Origin of the sequence: Ensifer sp. NM-2, from assembly GCF_003024455.1 — a bacterium.
Lineage (GTDB): Bacteria > Pseudomonadota > Alphaproteobacteria > Rhizobiales > Rhizobiaceae > Ensifer > Ensifer canadensis.
The window spans coordinates 111,238-128,584 of record NZ_PVZR01000001.1; the positions used below are offsets into that span (position 1 = coordinate 111,238).

At 62.8% G+C, this 17,347-nt stretch carries 16 protein-coding genes; 14 read left to right on the top strand and 2 right to left on the bottom strand.

The window, feature by feature from the left end; translation table 11 throughout:
- The first annotated feature begins 43 nt into the window (after positions 1-43).
- Positions 44-367, top strand: coding sequence for a YbaB/EbfC family nucleoid-associated protein (locus C6558_RS00560; RefSeq protein WP_025425480.1), 324 nt, complete (start codon positions 44-46; stop codon positions 365-367).
- Between the two features lie 120 nt (positions 368-487).
- Here the strand turns inward: C6558_RS00560 and C6558_RS00565 are convergent, their stop codons facing one another.
- A complete protein-coding gene (locus C6558_RS00565; protein WP_025425481.1) occupies positions 488-2,311 on the bottom strand; it encodes a patatin-like phospholipase family protein in 1,824 nt (607 codons plus the stop codon).
- A gap of 128 nt (positions 2,312-2,439) precedes the next feature.
- Here C6558_RS00565 and C6558_RS00570 point away from each other — a divergent pair, with 128 nt between their 5' ends.
- The 3 genes from C6558_RS00570 (at position 2,440) to C6558_RS00580 (ending at position 5,065) form a co-directional block, all read left to right on the top strand.
- Positions 2,440-3,051 carry a LysE family translocator gene (locus C6558_RS00570; protein ID WP_025425482.1) on the top strand — a complete coding sequence of 204 codons (612 nt, stop codon included), beginning with the start codon at positions 2,440-2,442 and terminating at the stop codon, positions 3,049-3,051.
- Positions 3,052-3,158: 107 nt separating this feature from the next.
- Positions 3,159-3,764, top strand: coding sequence for a recombination mediator RecR (gene recR, locus C6558_RS00575; protein WP_025425483.1), 606 nt, complete (start codon positions 3,159-3,161; stop codon positions 3,762-3,764).
- A 62-nt stretch (positions 3,765-3,826) separates the two neighbouring features.
- Entirely contained in the window at positions 3,827-5,065 is a 1,239-nt protein-coding gene (locus C6558_RS00580; RefSeq protein WP_025425484.1) for a lytic murein transglycosylase, read from the top strand.
- Positions 5,066-5,113: 48 nt separating this feature from the next.
- On the opposite strand, the gene C6558_RS00585 is transcribed toward C6558_RS00580, so the two are convergent.
- Entirely contained in the window at positions 5,114-6,748 is a 1,635-nt protein-coding gene (locus tag C6558_RS00585; protein ID WP_038575795.1) for an MFS transporter, read from the bottom strand.
- Between the two features lie 260 nt (positions 6,749-7,008).
- Between C6558_RS00585 and rimP the strand changes: the two genes are divergently transcribed.
- The 10 genes from rimP (at position 7,009) to rpsO (ending at position 17,168) form a co-directional block, all read left to right on the top strand.
- Positions 7,009-7,644: a ribosome maturation factor RimP gene (gene rimP, locus C6558_RS00590; protein ID WP_081788827.1), complete on the top strand. Its 636-nt coding sequence runs from the start codon at positions 7,009-7,011 to the stop codon at positions 7,642-7,644.
- A gap of 48 nt (positions 7,645-7,692) precedes the next feature.
- Positions 7,693-9,309 (top strand): transcription termination factor NusA, encoded by a 1,617-nt coding sequence (nusA, locus tag C6558_RS00595; RefSeq protein WP_025425487.1) that lies wholly within the window; start codon positions 7,693-7,695, stop codon positions 9,307-9,309.
- Positions 9,309-10,007 carry an RNA-binding protein gene (locus tag C6558_RS00600; RefSeq protein ID WP_025425488.1) on the top strand — a complete coding sequence of 233 codons (699 nt, stop codon included), beginning with the start codon at positions 9,309-9,311 and terminating at the stop codon, positions 10,005-10,007. Before nusA ends, C6558_RS00600 begins: the two co-directional genes overlap by 1 nt.
- Positions 10,008-10,112: 105 nt before the next feature.
- On the top strand, positions 10,113-12,815 hold the full coding sequence (infB, locus tag C6558_RS00605) for a translation initiation factor IF-2 (protein ID WP_025425489.1): 2,703 nt from the start codon (positions 10,113-10,115) through the stop codon (positions 12,813-12,815).
- Between the two features lie 73 nt (positions 12,816-12,888).
- The gene (gene rbfA / locus C6558_RS00610; RefSeq protein WP_025425490.1) at positions 12,889-13,296 is read left to right on the top strand and encodes a 30S ribosome-binding factor RbfA; all 408 of its coding nucleotides are present in this window, start codon (positions 12,889-12,891) and stop codon (positions 13,294-13,296) included.
- A gap of 8 nt (positions 13,297-13,304) precedes the next feature.
- Positions 13,305-14,240 carry a tRNA pseudouridine(55) synthase TruB gene (gene truB / locus C6558_RS00615; protein WP_025425491.1) on the top strand — a complete coding sequence of 312 codons (936 nt, stop codon included), beginning with the start codon at positions 13,305-13,307 and terminating at the stop codon, positions 14,238-14,240.
- A gap of 277 nt (positions 14,241-14,517) precedes the next feature.
- Positions 14,518-16,239: a sensor histidine kinase gene (locus C6558_RS00620; RefSeq protein ID WP_025425492.1), complete on the top strand. Its 1,722-nt coding sequence runs from the start codon at positions 14,518-14,520 to the stop codon at positions 16,237-16,239.
- A 43-nt stretch (positions 16,240-16,282) separates the two neighbouring features.
- Positions 16,283-16,411, top strand: coding sequence for a hypothetical protein (locus tag C6558_RS41365; protein WP_255569776.1), 129 nt, complete (start codon positions 16,283-16,285; stop codon positions 16,409-16,411).
- Between the two features lie 65 nt (positions 16,412-16,476).
- Positions 16,477-16,728 carry an SH3 domain-containing protein gene (locus C6558_RS00625; protein ID WP_025425493.1) on the top strand — a complete coding sequence of 84 codons (252 nt, stop codon included), beginning with the start codon at positions 16,477-16,479 and terminating at the stop codon, positions 16,726-16,728.
- A 170-nt stretch (positions 16,729-16,898) separates the two neighbouring features.
- Positions 16,899-17,168 carry a 30S ribosomal protein S15 gene (gene rpsO, locus C6558_RS00630; RefSeq protein WP_025425494.1) on the top strand — a complete coding sequence of 90 codons (270 nt, stop codon included), beginning with the start codon at positions 16,899-16,901 and terminating at the stop codon, positions 17,166-17,168.
- Positions 17,169-17,347 lie beyond the last annotated feature (179 nt).

Consider the following 17,347-nt stretch of genomic DNA (forward strand, 5'->3'; position numbering starts at 1 on the left):
TCGGAACGAACGACCGGAAATTTCTAGAGAACAGGAGACGACGATGCGCGACATCATGGGGATGATGGGCAAGGTCAAGGAAATGCAGGCCAAGATGGAGAAGATGCAGGCGGAAATCGCTGCGCTCGAAGTCGATGGTGTCTCCGGTGGCGGCCTCGTCACCGTCCGCCTCGATGGCAAGGGCACTCTGAAGAGCCTGAAGATCGACCCGTCGCTGTTCAAGGAAGACGATGTCGAGATCCTCGAAGACCTGATCGTCGCCGCCCACAAGGACGCCAAGGACAAGGCCGAGGCCGTCCAGGCCGAAAAGACCCGCGAACTCACAGCCGGCCTGCCGATCCCGCCCGGTATGAAGCTGCCGTTCTGATCGGCCGTTCTTCGCTGCTAGACCATTTCCAGGAAAAGTGCGAAGCGGTTTTCCGTCAGGAAATGCGTAAAAACAAAGAGATAGATCATTTGTGCGGTTCCGTCCAAATCGGAAACGACTCTATGAGTCGGGCGCCGGTGCGGGAACGATCGGTTTCGCCGGAGTGGCGCCGCGCGGATTGGTGTCCATGCTGGCGGTGATGCGCAGATCGGCTTTCTGTGTAGAGGCCGGCGGTATCGGTCGTTGATCGAGCGCCGCGCCGATCTCGGCGAGCTTGAAGGCGAAATCGTTGAGCGCTGCGCGTTCGGCCTTGGACGACCCCACCAATCCGGTCGGGTCGTATTTCGTCAGGATCGTTGGATAGTCGGCGGTGCTGTCCGTCGGCGGCGCATTGTAGCGCGCCGAGAGCTTTCTGAGCGATTCCGCCAATGTCGGCAGCATCGTCAACGCTCTACGCCAACGGTGTTCGTTGAAGTCGAAATCGTTAAGAAGAGTCTCGCCGGCCTTTCCGCCGAGTGCGCTGAGATAGGCGACGGTTTCGCGATCCATATCCAGATTGAGCCCACCCTCCTTGTCGTCGTCGAGCCTGACTTCGACGATCCGCTCGCTGTAACCGTGCAGCTGGCTCTGCAGCGTGTCCTGCCAATTGCGCGCCGTGTCGAGGATGGCACCGACAAAGCCGAACAGCCCGTCGACCGGGTAGATGGGCGCGACCTTGCCTTCGGACGTCCTGCGCGGAAGATAGACGCGGCTTGCCCCGTCCGCGTCATCGCCGTGCCGCCGCTGATCATAACTGGCAAGCGAGATGCCGAAGGTCGGTCGCCCAGGCAGAAGGCCGTCAAAAAGGTGAATCGGAAAGTTGCTGGTGATGCCACCGTCGGAAAACAGACAGCGGATGTGCGTAGCGGGATCGCGCCGTGCGCTGCTTTTCAGCGAGTAGTCGTAGCGGTAAAGCGGCACGGCACGGATCAGCCCGGGAAAGCTCAGGCTCATCCGGGCGAGAATGGCCACGGGCAGCTTGTTTGCCGGCGGAAGCTGGTAGAAGTCCTTCGACCCATCGGCCGCGACGATGTCGCGTGGTTTGCTCTCCTTGAGCAGGTACGCCATGATCGAGGACGGAAACAACGCCTCGAACTCCGACTTGCGATAATTATGGACCCGGTCTCCGAATGGCAACTCGTAAGGACGGCGCGAGGAGAGGTCGGTGGTCACGCTTCTAAGCGTGATGTCGTGCGCCTCGAGGTCGCCAATTGTCAACGGCCTGTCCGAACCATCCTGCCGGAGGGGACCGGCTATCGCCTCTATTCTTTCGGAGATCCAGTTGGTGAAAGCCGGGTTCTTCATGCCCGGCTGGGTCAGGCCGCTGCAAAGACCGAAATCGTTGGCCGGCAAGAGCACCGCTACCGCCTGGTAGAATTGATAGAGGATCATCAAGATTGCGCCGGTCAAAGCGGTGACGATGCCGAGCAGTATTGTCGCGGCGCCGGTGCCGAGCACACCTGCAATAAGGATCAAAATGCCGGGTGCAGCGCCAAGCAACGCCGGCAGGGCAAAGACCCGCAGCGTCTCCAAGGCGCAGGCCATGGCCCTGCTGTGCTGGGTGCGAATGGCGGCCATGCCGATGCGAAAGAGGGGGGCCGTGTCGGCAGAGGGCTGAAAGAAGGTTGAAAGGTTTGCCGCCAGCTCGCCAGGCATGCCGTCGATGAGGGCAAAGCCGGCATTCTTCTCTTCCACCGTCGCGCCGGTTTGCCGCCGGTACTCCGCGGCCGCCGTCATCACGGCGGCGATCGCGCCAGCCGAAGTTCCGCCAATGTGCATGAAGCGGTAACGGGTTGCCAGTTCAGTGATGGCGCGCGGGAATACCACGCCGGAGGTGATGCCACCCTTCATGATGAGGTCGCACTCTTCGCTGGGTTTGGCGTAACGGAAAGTCGTATCGTTCATCGCACCCTCCATCTCCGAACAACAACATTAGATTGTGTTGATGTTCGATGCACGCAATTTCGCAGCGGCGGAAGGCTGGCGCCGACGGCAAAGCATGGTAATTTGCCGCCTCTCGAGGAGGATCGCGCATGACCATGACGTCCCTGCTTATGTTTGCCGGCGCCTTGCTGGTTGCGGCCGGCTCGCCCGGCCCGAGCGTCGCCGCCCTTGTGGCCCGCGTGCTTTCGAAGGGCGCGCGCGACGTTCTACCCTTCCTTGTGGCGCTCTGGATCGGCGAGGCCATCTGGCTGTCATTTGCGGTGGCCGGCCTGGCGGCGATTGCCGAAAGCTTCCATCTGCTGTTCGTTGCCATCAAGTGGCTGGGCGTCGCCTACCTGCTCTATCTCGCCTGGAAAATGTGGATGGCCGAACCGGATCTGCCCGGCGACAGCCTGCCGCAGTCGCGCTCACCCTCCAAGCTGTTCTTTGCCGGCCTGACGGTGACGCTCGGCAATCCCAAGGTGATGATGTTCTACGTCGCGTTGCTGCCCTCGATCATCGACCTGCGCTCGGTCACCTTGATCGGCTGGATGGAGCTGGTTGCGACGATGCTGGTGGTTCTGGTCGTGGTCGATTTCGGCTGGGTGACCATGGCCGCCAATGCGCGCAAGCTCCTGAAGAGCAAGCGCGCCGTTCGCCTCGCCAACCGCGCCAGCGCCGGAACCATCGCCGGGGCGGCCGTCGTCATCGCCACCCGTTGAGCCGTGCTTCGATGCGTCCGTGAGTTCCGGCGCAATGGAGGGCGGGAGCCGCGTGATATTCCGGCAAGGCGATTCCGTTTGTCGGCGATATGGGCTAAAAGCGCCGCATGGCAAAGCGAGTCACCGGTCCCGAAATCGAAAAACTGATCCAGCTTCTGGCAAAGGTGCCGGGGCTGGGGCCGCGTTCGGCGCGGCGCGCGGCGCTGCATCTGGTCAAGAAGAAGGACCAGCTGCTTGGGCCCCTGGCGGAAGCCATGGGCGAGGCCCATCGCAAGGTGCGCATCTGCTCGTGCTGCGGCAATGTCGACACGATCGATCCCTGTACGGTCTGCGCGGATGAACGCCGCGACCAGTCGGTGATCATCGTCGTCGAGGATGTCGCCGATCTCTGGGCGCTGGAACGGGCCGCGGCGATGAACGCCGCCTATCACGTGCTCGGCGGCACGCTGTCGCCGCTCGACGGCGTCGGCCCCGACGACCTCAACATCAAGGGGCTGGTGCAGCGCGTTGCCAATGGCGGCGTCCGCGAACTGATCATCGCCGTCAACGCCACGGTCGAGGGCCAGACTACCGCCCACTATATCACCGACCAGCTCGAGGGGATGGAGGTGAAGATCACGCGGCTTGCCCATGGCGTGCCTGTTGGCGGCGAACTCGATTATCTCGACGAGGGCACGCTGGCGGCCGCCCTTCGCGCCCGCACCTCGATCTGACACCTCGAATTGATCGGGGCTTTTGCCCCAACCGCCCGCGATCCAACCGATAGGGAAGCCGGATGCTGAGATTTCTATCACTGTCGACATTGTTGTTCTGCGTTTTCACGGGCTTCGCCCAGGCTGCCTCCAAGGCGGATGTCGAGAACCAGTTTCGCCAGTGGCTGCAGCGCGATCTCTGGCCGGAAGCCGAGAAGTCGGGTGTATCAGCGCGATCGTTCAAGGCCGCATTTGCTGACGTAAAGCTGAACTGGGACCTGCCCGATCTGGCCCCACCCGGCTTCCCCAAGCCGAAGGAGCAGAAGCAGAGCCAGGCGGAGTTTTCCTCGCCCGGCAGCTACTTCTCCGAAAAGCGGCTGCAGGGATTGGCGGCAACGGGGCGAAGCCTTGCTTCGACGCACGCGTCTACCCTGAAGCGGATCGAAAAGACCTATGGGGTTCCGGCATCGGTGGTCGTGGCGATCTGGGGCCGCGAATCCGGCTTCGGACGCGCGAAAATTCCCTATCCGGTCGTCGATGTCCTGGCGACCAAGGCCTTCATGTCGACCCGGCCGGATCTGTTCCGCCGCGAGTTGATCGCGGCCTTGCATATTCTGGACAGCGGCGACGTCGAAGAGGTGTCGATGCGCGGCTCCTGGGCCGGCGCCATGGGTCAGCCGCAGTTCATGCCGTCGAGCTTCCTGCAATATGCCGTCGATTTCGACGGCGACGGCCGCCGCGATATCTGGAACTCTGTTCCCGACAGCTTGGCGTCGATTGCCAACTATCTCGTCAAGAAGGGCTGGCAACGTGGCCGCGACTGGGGCTTCGAAGTGTCGATCCCGGCCGGCGTCTCCTGCGCACAGGAAGGTCCGGATCTTGCCCGGCCGATGTCCGATTGGGCGGCCAAGGGCATCACCCGCATTTCCGGAAAAGCCTTCCCGTCGCATGAGCGTTCGGCGCCGTCGATGATGTTGGTTCCGGCCGGCACTCATGGGCCGGAGTTCATCGTCACGCCGAATTTCTATGTGCTCAAGGAATACAACAACTCGGACCTCTATGCGCTGTTCATTGGCAACCTTGCCGATCGCATCGGCGCGGGTGGCGGTGCCTTCCGCGGCACCTGGGGCGATGTCGGCAACATGCTGCGCTCCGATGTCCTGGCGATGCAGAAGGCGCTGGTTGCCAAGGGCTACGACGTCGGCAAGGCCGATGGTCTGGCCGGCTACAAGACGCGCCGCTCGCTCGGCGACTGGCAGGCCAAGAACGGCCTGGCGCCGACCTGCTTTCCCGACGCCACGTTGAAAGCGAAGCTCCGGTAAGTCTGCTGCTGCCGGCGTGTTTACCCAATCCTAGGCGCGCGCTTCGCCTCAGTGCATGTCGACGTTCACCTGCCGCTTGTAGCGCTCGTAATGCGTCGGAACGATCGTCTGGCGCTCGATCATGCGATGCACCCGCGGTGGCGCTGCGCCGCGATGCAGCGCCGTCAGCTTGTCGCCGACCGAGGCGTCGGCTTGCGTCCGGCGCTGGTTATGGCGCACATATTCCACCCAGGTCGGCACATGGTAGGTTTCCGTCCAGGTGGTCGGAATTTCCAGATCGCGCATCAGCGCCCAATGGCCGGCGCCGTCGCGGATGCGGATGCGCCGCCGTTCGGCCATGGTCTCCAGAAACTCCGGTATGTCGGCATCGTCGATCTCGTAATCGATCATGATGACGATCGGGCCGCTGCGGGGTTTCAGGTCCAGCTCGAGCAGCGGCTCGTTGAAGCGGTTGAGCGGATCGAGGTTGAGCGACTTGAACTCGGGCAGCGGCAGGCGCAGGCCGATGACCGCACCCGCCAGCATCAACAGACAGGAGACAACAAGCGCATTGGTGGCACCATATTGCTCGGCCGTCGTGCCCCAGAGCCAGCTGCCGCCGGCAATGCCGCCGAAGGTCATGGTCTGGTAGAGCGACAGCGCCCGGCCGACCACCCAGCGCGGAGCCGAAAGCTGGACGGTGGTGTTGAACAGCGACAGGGCCAGCACCCAGGATGCGCCGGAGACCAGGAGCACGAGACAGCTGAGCCAGGCATAGGGGCTGAAGGCAATGACGACCGTGCTCACGGCAAAGCCGCCAAAAGCCAGGCGAACGATCGCTTCGCTCGACATCATTTCGCGCAGTCTTGCGCTCAGCAATGCGCCGCCGATCGCGCCGAGACCGAAGGCGCCGAGCATCAGGCCGTAGGTGAGCGGTCCGCCCTGGACGAGATCGCGCGCCACCAGCGGCAGAAGCGCGAGAATGGCGCTTGCCGAAAGGCCGAAGAGGAAACCGCGCACCAGCACCTTGCCGATATTGGGCGACATGACGACATAGCGCAGGCCTGCCGTAATCGCCCGGCCGAGCGTTTCGCGCGGCAGTGGGCTCATGGTCACTTCGCGCCGCCAGCGCATCAGCGCAAAGAGGATGGCGAAGTAGCTGAGCGAGTTGGCGGCAAAGGCCGCCGCTGCACCCGCCGTCGCCACGATCACGCCGCCGATCGCCGGGCCGACGCTGCGGGTGATGTTGAAGCCCATACTGTTCAGCGCCACGGCCGCCGGCAGGTCGTCGCGCGGAACCATGTCGCCGACCGAGGCCTGCCAGGAGGGGTTGTTGAGCGCCGTGCCGCAGCCGATCAGGAAGGTGAAGAGCAGGAGCAGCCACGGCGTAATGATGCCGAAATAGGCGCAGATGGTCAGAAGCGCCGACACCGTCAGCATGAAACACTGCGCCACCAGCATGATCCGCCGCCGGTCGAAATTGTCGGCAAGCGCGCCGGACACCAGCGAGAACATCATGATGGGAAGCGCGGTCGACGCCTGCACCAGCGCAACCATGTTGGCCGACGAGGAAATCGAGGTCATCAGCCAGGCGGCGCCGACCGACTGGATGAGGCCGCCGAAGTTGGAGGCGAGGCTTGCTATCCAGATGGTGCGGAAGATGTCGTGCTTGAAGGGGGCCAGTGGCGAAATACGGGTGGGCACCTCGTCTTCTCTCTCGTGTCTTTTGATTGCGATATCGAAGCGGTTCGTTGCCTGTTATAAACCTCGAAGGCCGAAGTGCCAGCCGCTGAAACTTGCCGTCGCATCGATTGCCTGCCATCCGCCCCGATCTGGCGGCTTCGGCCACCACCGGTCGAACACCTTGCAATTTGCGGCAACGAGGCGTATATGGGCCTCAAATTCTTGATCGGTAGATGAAGAGTGGGCCCGTCAGGACCCGCTCTTTTTTATTAGCCGGTCCCATGAGGAGACATCGTTTGTCCGATCCGACAACGGCTGAAAATGAAATTGAACCCCGCCTGATCACCGAGACCGGTCTTGATCAGCGCATCGCCGACATCATCGAACCGGTGCTGACGCCGATGGGCTATCGCCTGGTACGCGTGCGCATGTCCGGCCAGAACGGCATGACGCTGCAGATCATGGCCGAGCGCAACGACGGCACCATGACCGTCGAAGATTGCGAAGCGATCTCGATGGCCATTTCCCCGGTTCTCGATGTGGAAGATCCGGTCGACAAGGCGTATCATCTGGAAGTGTCGTCGCCCGGCATCGATCGCCCGATGGTGCGCAAGTCCGATTTCTTCCGCTGGCAGGGTCACCTGCTGAAATGCGAGACCTCGGTGCTGGTTGAAGGCCGCAAGCGTTTCCGCGGCAAGATCGTGTCCGTGGATGCGGATGGTTTCCAGATCGAGCGCGATCAGCCTGCTTATGGCGAGGAAGCGACGGTTACCATTCCTTTCACCACGCTTGCGGAGGCGCGGTTGATCCTGACCGACGACCTGATCCGCGACGCCCTGACGGCCGACAAGAAGGCCAAGGCAGCGCGCGCCGCGAACGAGAATTTTGAAGACGAAGATTCACCTATCGACGAATAAAAGCCGGGGCGGTGCTTGAGGCCCCCTGCAACCAGACGGAGACATGAGATGGCAGTCAGTGCTAACCGGCTCGAGCTTCTGCAGATCGCAGATGCAGTGGCACGCGAAAAGGTGATCGACCGCGAGATCGTTCTGGCCGCGATGGCCGATGCGATCCAGAAGGCCGCGCGCTCCCGCTATGGTTCGGAATCCAACATCCGTGCCGACATCAATTCCAAGACCGGCGAAATCCGCCTGCAGCGTCTGCTGGAAGTGGTCGAGAAGGCGGAAGACTATTCCACCCAGATCCCGCTTGAACTGGCCCGCGACCGCAACCCGGACGCCAAGCTCGGCGACTTCATTGCCGACCCGCTGCCGCCGATGGATTTCGGCCGTATCGCTGCCCAGTCGGCCAAGCAGGTCATCGTGCAGAAGGTTCGCGAAGCCGAGCGTGACCGCCAGTTCGACGAATTCAAGGATCGCGTCGGCGAGATCGTCAACGGCACCGTCAAGCGCGTCGAATACGGCAACGTCATCGTCGATCTCGGCCGTGGCGAAGGCATCATCCGTCGCGACGAGATGATCCCGCGCGAAAACATGCGTTACGGCGACCGCGTCCGCGCCTTCGTCTACGACGTTCGCCGCGAACAGCGCGGCCCGCAGATCTTCCTGTCGCGCACGCATCCGCAGTTCATGGTCAAGCTCTTCACCATGGAAGTGCCTGAAATCTACGACGGCATCATCCAGATCAAGTCGGTTGCCCGCGATCCGGGCTCGCGCGCCAAGATCGCCGTGATCTCGAACGACTCGTCGATCGATCCGGTCGGCGCCTGCGTCGGTATGCGCGGTTCGCGCGTTCAGGCCGTCGTCGGCGAACTGCAGGGCGAAAAGATCGATATCATTCCGTGGTCGCAGGATCCGGCATCGTTCATCGTCAACGCGCTGCAGCCGGCGGAAGTCGCCAAGGTCGTTCTCGACGAAGATGCGGAACGCATCGAAGTGGTGGTTCCGGACGAGCAGCTGTCGCTGGCCATCGGCCGCCGCGGCCAGAACGTTCGCCTCGCTTCGCAGCTGACCGGCTGGGATATCGACATCCTCACCGAGCAGGAAGAAAGCGAACGTCGCCAGAAGGAATTCAACGAGCGCACCAACCTGTTCATGGACTCGCTCGACGTCGACGAGATGGTCGGTCAGGTTCTGGCTTCCGAGGGCTTTGCGGCTGTCGAGGAGCTTGCCTATGTCGATCTCGACGAAATTGCCTCGATCGACGGCTTCGACGACGAAACGGCTACCGAAATCCAGACCCGCGCCCGCGAGTACCTGGACAGGCTGGAAGCTGAGATGGATGCCAAGCGCAAGGAACTCGGCGTTGCCGACGAACTGCGCACGATCAATGGCCTGACCAGCCCGATGCTGGTCGCGCTCGGCGAGGAAGGCATCAAGACCATCGAGGACTTTGCCGGTTGCGCCGCTGACGACCTGGTTGGCTGGAGCGAACGCAAGGACGGCGAGACCAAGCGCTTCGAGGGCACGTTCTCGAAGTTCGAAGTTTCGCGTGCCGACGCTGAAGCCATGATCGTTCAGGCTCGCCTTGCTGCCGGCTGGATCACGGAAGACGACCTCGCCGTCGAGCAGGAAGTAGATGAGGCGATCGAGGTTGCCGAAGGCGCGGAACAGGACGCCTGATGGCGACCACCGCATCGACTGACGCTGACGTTCTGCCTTCGGACAACGGTCCGAAGGACAAGAGCGGCAGCACCCGGACTTGCATCGTCACGCGCGAGAGTGGCTCGCCCGACGATCTGATCCGCTTCGTCGCCGGACCCGACGGCCGCATCGTTCCCGATCTGAAGCGTCAGCTTCCGGGGCGCGGCTGCTGGGTCAAGGCGGAGCGGGCGCTGGTCGAAAAGGCCATGGCGAAGAAGCTCTTCGCCCGGGCCTTGAAGGCCGACGTCAAGGTCGATGCGACGCTTGCCGATGACGTGGACAGGCTGCTCGTCGAGCAGCTTGCCGGAATGATGAACATGGCGCGCAAGGCGGCCCAGTTCATCTCCGGCGCGACGAAGACGGAGCAGGCAGTTCGTGGATTGGCGGCACTCGCCGTCTTCCACGCGAGTGATGCGGCAGCCGACGGCGTCCGCAAGATTGACCAGGCCCGCAAGGCGATGAGCTTTGTGGTTGAAGATGAAACGGAAATACCCGCGTTCCGCCCCTTCACGGCGGCGGAAATGGAGGGCCTTTTGGGAAGTAATGCTTTTATCCATGCCGCAACGCTTGCAGGGCAGGCGGGTGAGGGTGTAGTGAAGCGCGCAATCATGCTCGAAAAGTACCGTGGATCCGTCCCGGTCCGGGCCGAAGGCGGCGCTGGCAAGCCACAGCAATGACGCGCGTCACCGGCAAAATCCGGCATCGCGTACATTGTTTGAGACAATTTGGAAGACAGGGTCAGGTGATACGCATCCGGCCCTGATCGCTAGGAACGGAACGGAATGACCGACAACAACGACGACAAGACAGGCGGCGCAGCAGGCAAGAAGACGCTGACCCTGAAGCCCTCCGGGGTTTCGCAGGGGACCGTGCGTCAGGACATGGGCCGTGGCCGCACCAAGGCGGTCGTGGTCGAAACCAAGAAACGCCCCTTCCATCGCCCCAAGGACGAGCGCCCGATCACGCCGGTTGCCGCGGCTCCCGCCGCACGGCCGGCCGAACAGCGTCCGGCTCAGCCGCAGCCTTCGGGCCGCCCGGCCCCGCAGCCACAGCAGCACCAGACGCGCCAGGAAGCCAACCAGGCGAACCGTCCGCGCGTCGGTGTCGTTCTGAACCAGCTTTCCGCCGGTGAGATCGATGCGCGCCGCCGCGCTCTGGCCGAAGCCCAGATCCGCGAAGCTGAAGAAGCGGTCATCCGCGCCGAGAACGAAGCGCGCCGCAAGCGTGAGGAAGAAGCCCGTCTCCTGCAGGAGAAGGAAGACGCCGCACGTCGCGCCGCCGAGGAAGCAGCCCGCCCGGCTGTCGAGCCCGAAGCCAAGGCCGAAGAGGTTGTCGAAGAGCGCCCCGTGGCTGCTCGCGCACCTGCAGCCGGCGAGCGTCGCGTCGACAATCGCCCGCAGGCTGCACGGCCCGCCGCCGCCCCGGCAGCAGGTCTTCCGACGCCGGCACCGGCCGGTGCTCTGCGCGGCCGCAAGGTCGACAACGAAAAGGATGAGGATCGCAGCCCGCGCCCCGGCGCAGGTCCGGTTCGTGGCAAGGTCGTGCGTCCGGAGCCGGCAAAGCCGGTCACGCGCCCGAAGGGTGACGATGGTCGCCGCCAGGGCAAGCTGACGCTGACCACCGCTGCCGACGAGGATGCCGGCCAGCGCGCCCGCTCGCTGTCGGCGATGCGTCGCCGCCAGGAGAAGTTCAAGCGCAGCCAGATGCAGGAGACCCGCGAGAAGATTTCGCGCGAAGTCGTTCTGCCGGAAACCATCACGATTCAGGAACTGTCGCAGCGCATGTCCGAACGCGCCGTCGACGTCATCAAGTACCTGATGAAGGAAGGCCAGATGATGAAGCCCGGCGATCTGATCGATGCCGACCTGGCTGAACTCATCGCCGGCGAATTCGGCCACACCGTCAAGCGTGTTTCCGAGTCCGACGTCGAAGAAGGCATCTTCAACGTTTCCGACATCGAGGAAGAACTGGTCTCGCGTCCGCCGATCGTCACGATCATGGGTCACGTCGACCACGGCAAGACCTCGCTGCTCGACGCCATCCGTCATGCCAACGTGGTTGCCGGCGAAGCGGGTGGCATCACCCAGCACATCGGCGCCTACCAGGTCGAGCAGAACGGTAACAAGATCACCTTCATCGACACACCCGGCCACGCGGCGTTCACCGCCATGCGTGCCCGTGGTGCCCAGGCGACCGACATTGCCATCCTGGTGGTTGCGGCCGACGACAGCGTGATGCCGCAGACGATCGAATCCATCAACCACGCCAAAGCGGCCGGTGTTCCGATCATCGTGGCGATCAACAAGGTCGACAAGCCGGCGGCCAATGCCCAGAAGGTTCGCACCGAACTTCTGCAGCATGAAGTCTTCGTCGAATCCATGGGCGGTGAAGTTCTCGACGTGGAAGTCTCGGCGAAGAACGGCACCAACCTCGACAAGCTGCTCGAAGCGATCCTGCTCCAGGCCGAAATCCTCGACCTCAAGGCCAATCCGAACCGGACAGCCGAAGGTACTGTGGTTGAAGCCGAACTCGACCGTGGCCGCGGCGCCGTCGCAACCGTGCTCGTTCAGAAGGGTACGCTGCGTCCGGGCCAGATCATCGTTGCCGGCGACCAGTGGGGCCGTGTGCGCGCCCTGGTCAACGACAAGGGTGAACACGTCAAGGAAGCCGGTCCGTCGATGCCGGTCGAAGTTCTCGGCCTGTCGGGCACGCCGGCAGCAGGCGACAAGTTCGCCGTCGTCGAAAACGAAAGCCGCGCTCGCGAGATCTCGGAATACCGCCTGCGGCTTGCCCGCGACAAGGCAGTTGCCCGTCAGTCCGGTTCGCGCGGTTCGCTCGAGCAGATGATGACCCAGCTCCAGACCTCCGGTCTCAAGGAGTTCCCGCTCGTCATCAAGGGCGACGTGCAAGGCTCGATCGAAGCGATCGCCGGTGCGCTGGACAAGCTCGGAACCGACGAAGTGCGTGCGCGCATCGTCCATTCGGGTGCTGGCGGTATCACCGAGTCGGATATCTCGCTCGCAGAAGCATCGAACGCCGCCATCATCGGCTTCAACGTTCGTGCCAACAATCAGGCCCGTTCGGCAGCCGAGCGTGGAGGCATCGAAATCCGCTACTACAACATCATCTACGATCTGGTGGATGACGTTAAGGCGGCGATGTCCGGTCTGCTTTCGCCCGAGCGTCGCGAAACCTTCCTCGGCAACGCCGAGATCCTTGAGGTGTTCAACATCACCAAGGTCGGCAAGGTCGCGGGTTGCCGCGTCACCGAAGGCAAGGTCGAGCGCGGCGTCGGCGTCCGTCTGGTTCGCGACAACGTCGTCATCCACGAAGGCAAGCTCAAGACGCTCAAGCGCTTCAAGGACGAAGTCTCGGAAGTCAACGTCGGTCAGGAATGCGGTATGGCGTTCGAGAACTACGAAGACATCCGCGCAGGCGACACGATCGAGTGCTTCCGCGTCGAACACATCACGCGGACGCTGTAAGATCCGTCCGATTAGAAATTGTGCGGGCGCCGGGTTATCCTTCGGCGCTCGCATTTTTTTGAGGTATTGACCAATGACCAGAGCCACATCCTCTGCCCCCTCCCAGCGCATGCTGCGCATCGGTGAACAGGTGCGCGCCGCGATCACGCAGGTTCTACAGCGGGGCGACGTCCGCGATCCCGTGATCGAGAAGACGCTGATCGCGATCTCCGAAGTGCGCATGTCGACCGACCTGAGGATCGCGACCGCCTTTGTGACGCCGCTCGGCGTTCCCAATCATGCTGAGGTCATCGAGGCGCTGAACAAGAACGCCAAGTACATTCGCGGCCGCCTCGGCCCGCATTTGCGCCAGTTGAAGTACATGCCCGAAGTTCGCTTCCGCGACGATACCAGCTTCGACAACTACAAGAAGATCGATGCCCTGCTTCGTTCGCCCGAAGTCAGCCGCGACCTCGATCCGAATACCGACGACGAAGAATAGAAGAGTTCATGTCCAAACCGCGTAAACCCAAGGGCCGTCCGATCTCGGGCTGGCTGATCCTCGACAAGCCGCTCGATTTCGGCTCGACCGAAGCCGTTTCCAAGATCAAGTGGCTGTTCAAGGCGCAGAAGGCCGGCCATGCCGGCACGCTCGATCCACTGGCGTCCGGCATGCTGCCGATCGCTCTTGGCGACGCGACCAAGACCGTCCCCTATGTCATGGATGGCCGCAAGATCTATGAATTTACGGTCGCCTGGGGCGAAGAGCGCTCGACCGACGATCTCGAAGGCCAGGTGACGCATTCTTCGGACGCACGCCCGACCGAAGAGGCGATCCGCGCCCTCTTGCCGAACTATACCGGCGTTATCAGCCAGGTGCCGCCGCAGTTCTCTGCGATCAAGATCGACGGCGAGCGCGCCTACGATCTCGCCCGCGATGGCGAGACCGTCGATATCCCGGCACGCGAAGTCGAGGTGTTCCGCCTGACGCTGCTCGGCGCCGCGCCCAATCTCGCCCAGTTCGAGATCGAATGCGGCAAGGGCACTTATGTTCGCTCGATCGCCCGCGACATGGGCCGCGATCTAGGCTGTTTCGGCCACATCGCTTCGCTGCGGCGCACCTTCGTCGCGCCGTTCGGCGAGGATGACATGGTGCCGCTCGCCGATCTGGTGGCACTCGAAAAGATCGAAGACGAGGACGAGCGGCTGGCAGCCCTCGATGCGTTCGTCATCGAAACCGGCGAGGCGCTGTCCAGCCTGCCGCATATCGCCGTCAGCGACGACCAGGCGCATCGGCTGAAGATGGGCAATCCTATCATCCTGCGTGGCCGAGACGCGCCTCTGGCAACGCCAGAAGCCTATGCGACCACCCGCGGCAAGCTGATCGCCATCGGTGAGATCGCCGAAGGCGAGTTCCGCCCGAAGCGGGTCTTTGCCGTCGGCTGATCGCTTCGATCGCCACATTTGCCTTTGCCGCATCGCTGACGCATGATCCCGCCCAAGGGCTTGGGGCTGCTTCGAAACGGTTCCGTTTCCAGCTCGCAAGCAGGCGCTCGTCGCCTGCTGTCGCCCGTTTCGGCCGCCGTCCGGCGGTCATGGCTGCTGCATGATTTTCCGGATCGGCATTGATTTGGAGCGAGGATTATGACGCAGTTTTAAGGTGTTGCGGTGGCCTTCGCGCGCTACATTCGACGCGCGACGCTGTGGTTGAAAGGCGGTGCATTTGGCGCAGGTTTCGCAAGAGGGAAGGGAGACTGCCGTGGGTCGCCTGGCGACAGCTCTCGATTTCGTTCGTCACCGCATGACGCGGCCTTTCCGTTTCTACCTGACTTCGCTGCTGCTGATCGCGATCGTTCCCGCGTTCATCTTTTCGCTCGTGGTGCTGAAGCGCAGCGTCGACGCACAGGAGCAGGTCATCACCGCGCTGCTGCAGGCCTCGACCGGATCGGTGACGCGCATCGTCGAGCGCGATGTCGAGGGAATGCTGACGACGCTGAAGGTGCTGTCGACCGCACCGGCGATGGAGGGCGGCGACATGGAGGCCTTCTATCGCAGGGCCTCGACGGCGCTCGCCGATACCGATTCCTATCTGATCGTCATCGACCGCAAGCACAATCAGCTCATGAACACCCGGGTGCCCTTTGGCACGCCGCTCGCCAAGGCCTCCGATCCCGCCTCCGTCGAGCGGGCCTTCACCAACAATGGTGCGCCGCTGGTCTCGAACGTCTTCTTCGGCCAGACGGCCGAAAAGTGGGTCTTCAACGTTTATTTGCCGGCGAAGCTTCCAACCGGCGAGGAATACCTGCTCGCTCTGACGCAGAACGCCGAGAGCATGGCCAAGGCCGTGAACCGCGAAACGCTGTCGCCCGGCTGGAACGCCGCTCTGGTCGACGGCAACGGCAAGGTCATCATTTCCTCCGACACCGGGGTCAAGGCGGGTGAACCGTTCTTCCTCGACAAGGTGCCGGCGATCAGCATCGGCGTGCGCAACATCACCGAAAACGGTACCGCCTATCGGGTGGCAACGGAGTTCTCCGTCGTGACCGGCTGGCGGATCATCGCCTGGGCGCCGCGCACCACGGTCGATGCGCCGGCCACCTGGTCCTTCCTGTGGCTGTCGCTTGGCGGCATCATCTTTGCCGGCATTGCCATTGCGGGATCGCTGGCGATCGCAAGGCTTCTGTCGCAAGGGGTGAAACTGGTCGCGCTCGACGCACGCCGCCTCGGCGCCGGCGAGCGCATCGAGCCGCGCCCGCATATGATCGCCGAAGTCGAGACCGTATCCGCAGCCCTTGCCAAGGCCGCGGCGTCGCGCACCAAGGCCGAGGGCGAGATCCGCTTCCTGATGCGCGAGGTTGCCCACCGCTCGAAGAACCAGCTGACGGTGATCCAGTCGATGCTGAATCAGTCGGTGCATTCGGCCGAAAGCGTCGCCGACTTCGCGGACTCCTTCCGCAAGCGCATCGCCGGCCTTGCTCGCTCGACAGATCTGATGATTGCCAACGCCGCCCAGGGCGTCGATTTCCGCGAGCTTGCCCAGAACCAGCTGCAGCCGTTCACCCCGGATGATCCCAAGCGTGTGGTCCTGTCGGGCCCGCCCCTAAGGCTCGACACGGAGAGCGCACAAACGCTCGGCATGGCGCTGCATGAACTGGCCACGAACGCCACGAAGTATGGTGCGCTTGCCAATACCACCGGTGTCGTCAAGCTCAGCTGGTCGCTGTCCGACGAGGGCATCGCCGTTCGTTGGCGCGAGGAGGGGGCCGACATCGAGGCGCAGACGAACCCGACCCGCAAGGGCTTTGGAACGCTGGTGCTGGAGCGTATGCTCGGCATGGCGCTGAAGGCCGAATTAGAACGGATCATGCATCCCGACGGCATCGAGTGGCGGATCAACATCCCGCGGAATGCCAAGGGTGGCGAAGGGGACGACGCGGAGCCTTGAGACGCATTCGGTTTTGAACGGTTGGTTTTGAAAAGGGGCAGGAATGCGGGGCTGGACAGGTCGCATCGGCATTCTCTCAGTCGTGTTGAGCCTGATGGCTGCGGCACCCGCCGCCGGCCAGGATGTGGCCTGTGTCGTCTCAGACCCGACCGGCACGCCGCTTACTGCATAATTCCTTAAATCGGATCCGATTTAAGGATAAAATTATGCAGCAGGTCTAAAGCGTTACAGCGTCCTTTGCGCGTCATATTTGACGCGCGGCGCCGTAATGTCCGCACGGAACCGAACGGCCGGATCGTCATGACATTGGCCAATGGCAGCAAGGTTCGCCGGGTCGGCGAACGCCGGCATGCCGGCAGGGGCTGGGCGCTGGTTTCGAGCGTTGCCGGCGAACTCGGATGGGTGTTTGCCGCCTATCTCGACTGTGTCCCGGTTGATGGCGACCAGCTGAAGTCGGCGCCGATGCGCCCGCGACCGTCAGGCAATTGAGAGGCGGCCGGCCATCGCTGAAGAGCCATTTTCATGACCCTTTCCTTTTTCATCCAATTCGGTTATAGGCACGCCAGCAAAAGGCGCATGCCCGTTGCATTCACGGCCGCAGCTGGACGACATCCCGGCTGAAGGCGTCCCTAAATCCTCGAAATCGAAAGGATCATCCGATGTCGATTGCTGCAGAGCGTAAGGCTCAGCTCATCAAGGAATATGCAACCGTTGAAGGCGACACCGGTTCTCCGGAAGTCCAGGTAGCTATCCTGACGGAACGGATCAACAACCTGACCGAACACTTCAAGGGCCACAAGAAGGATAACCATTCCCGCCGTGGTCTTCTCGCGATGGTTTCCAGCCGTCGTTCGCTCCTCGACTATCTGAAAAAGAAAGACGAAGCGCGCTACACCAAGCTGATTGGTGCCCTCGGCATCCGTCGCTAAGCGACTTGCCCGGCGGATCGCATGCGGTCCGCCGGCCTTTTTTATTATGGAGCGCAGAGCGCTCAGGAAATGAACTCTCCGCAAGCGCACTAGGCGCACACAAGGAGAGGTATCCAGCGGGCCGGATGGGCCGGATCCGCGGATCAACCGATGGCCCGTCATGGGGCAGGATTGCAGGA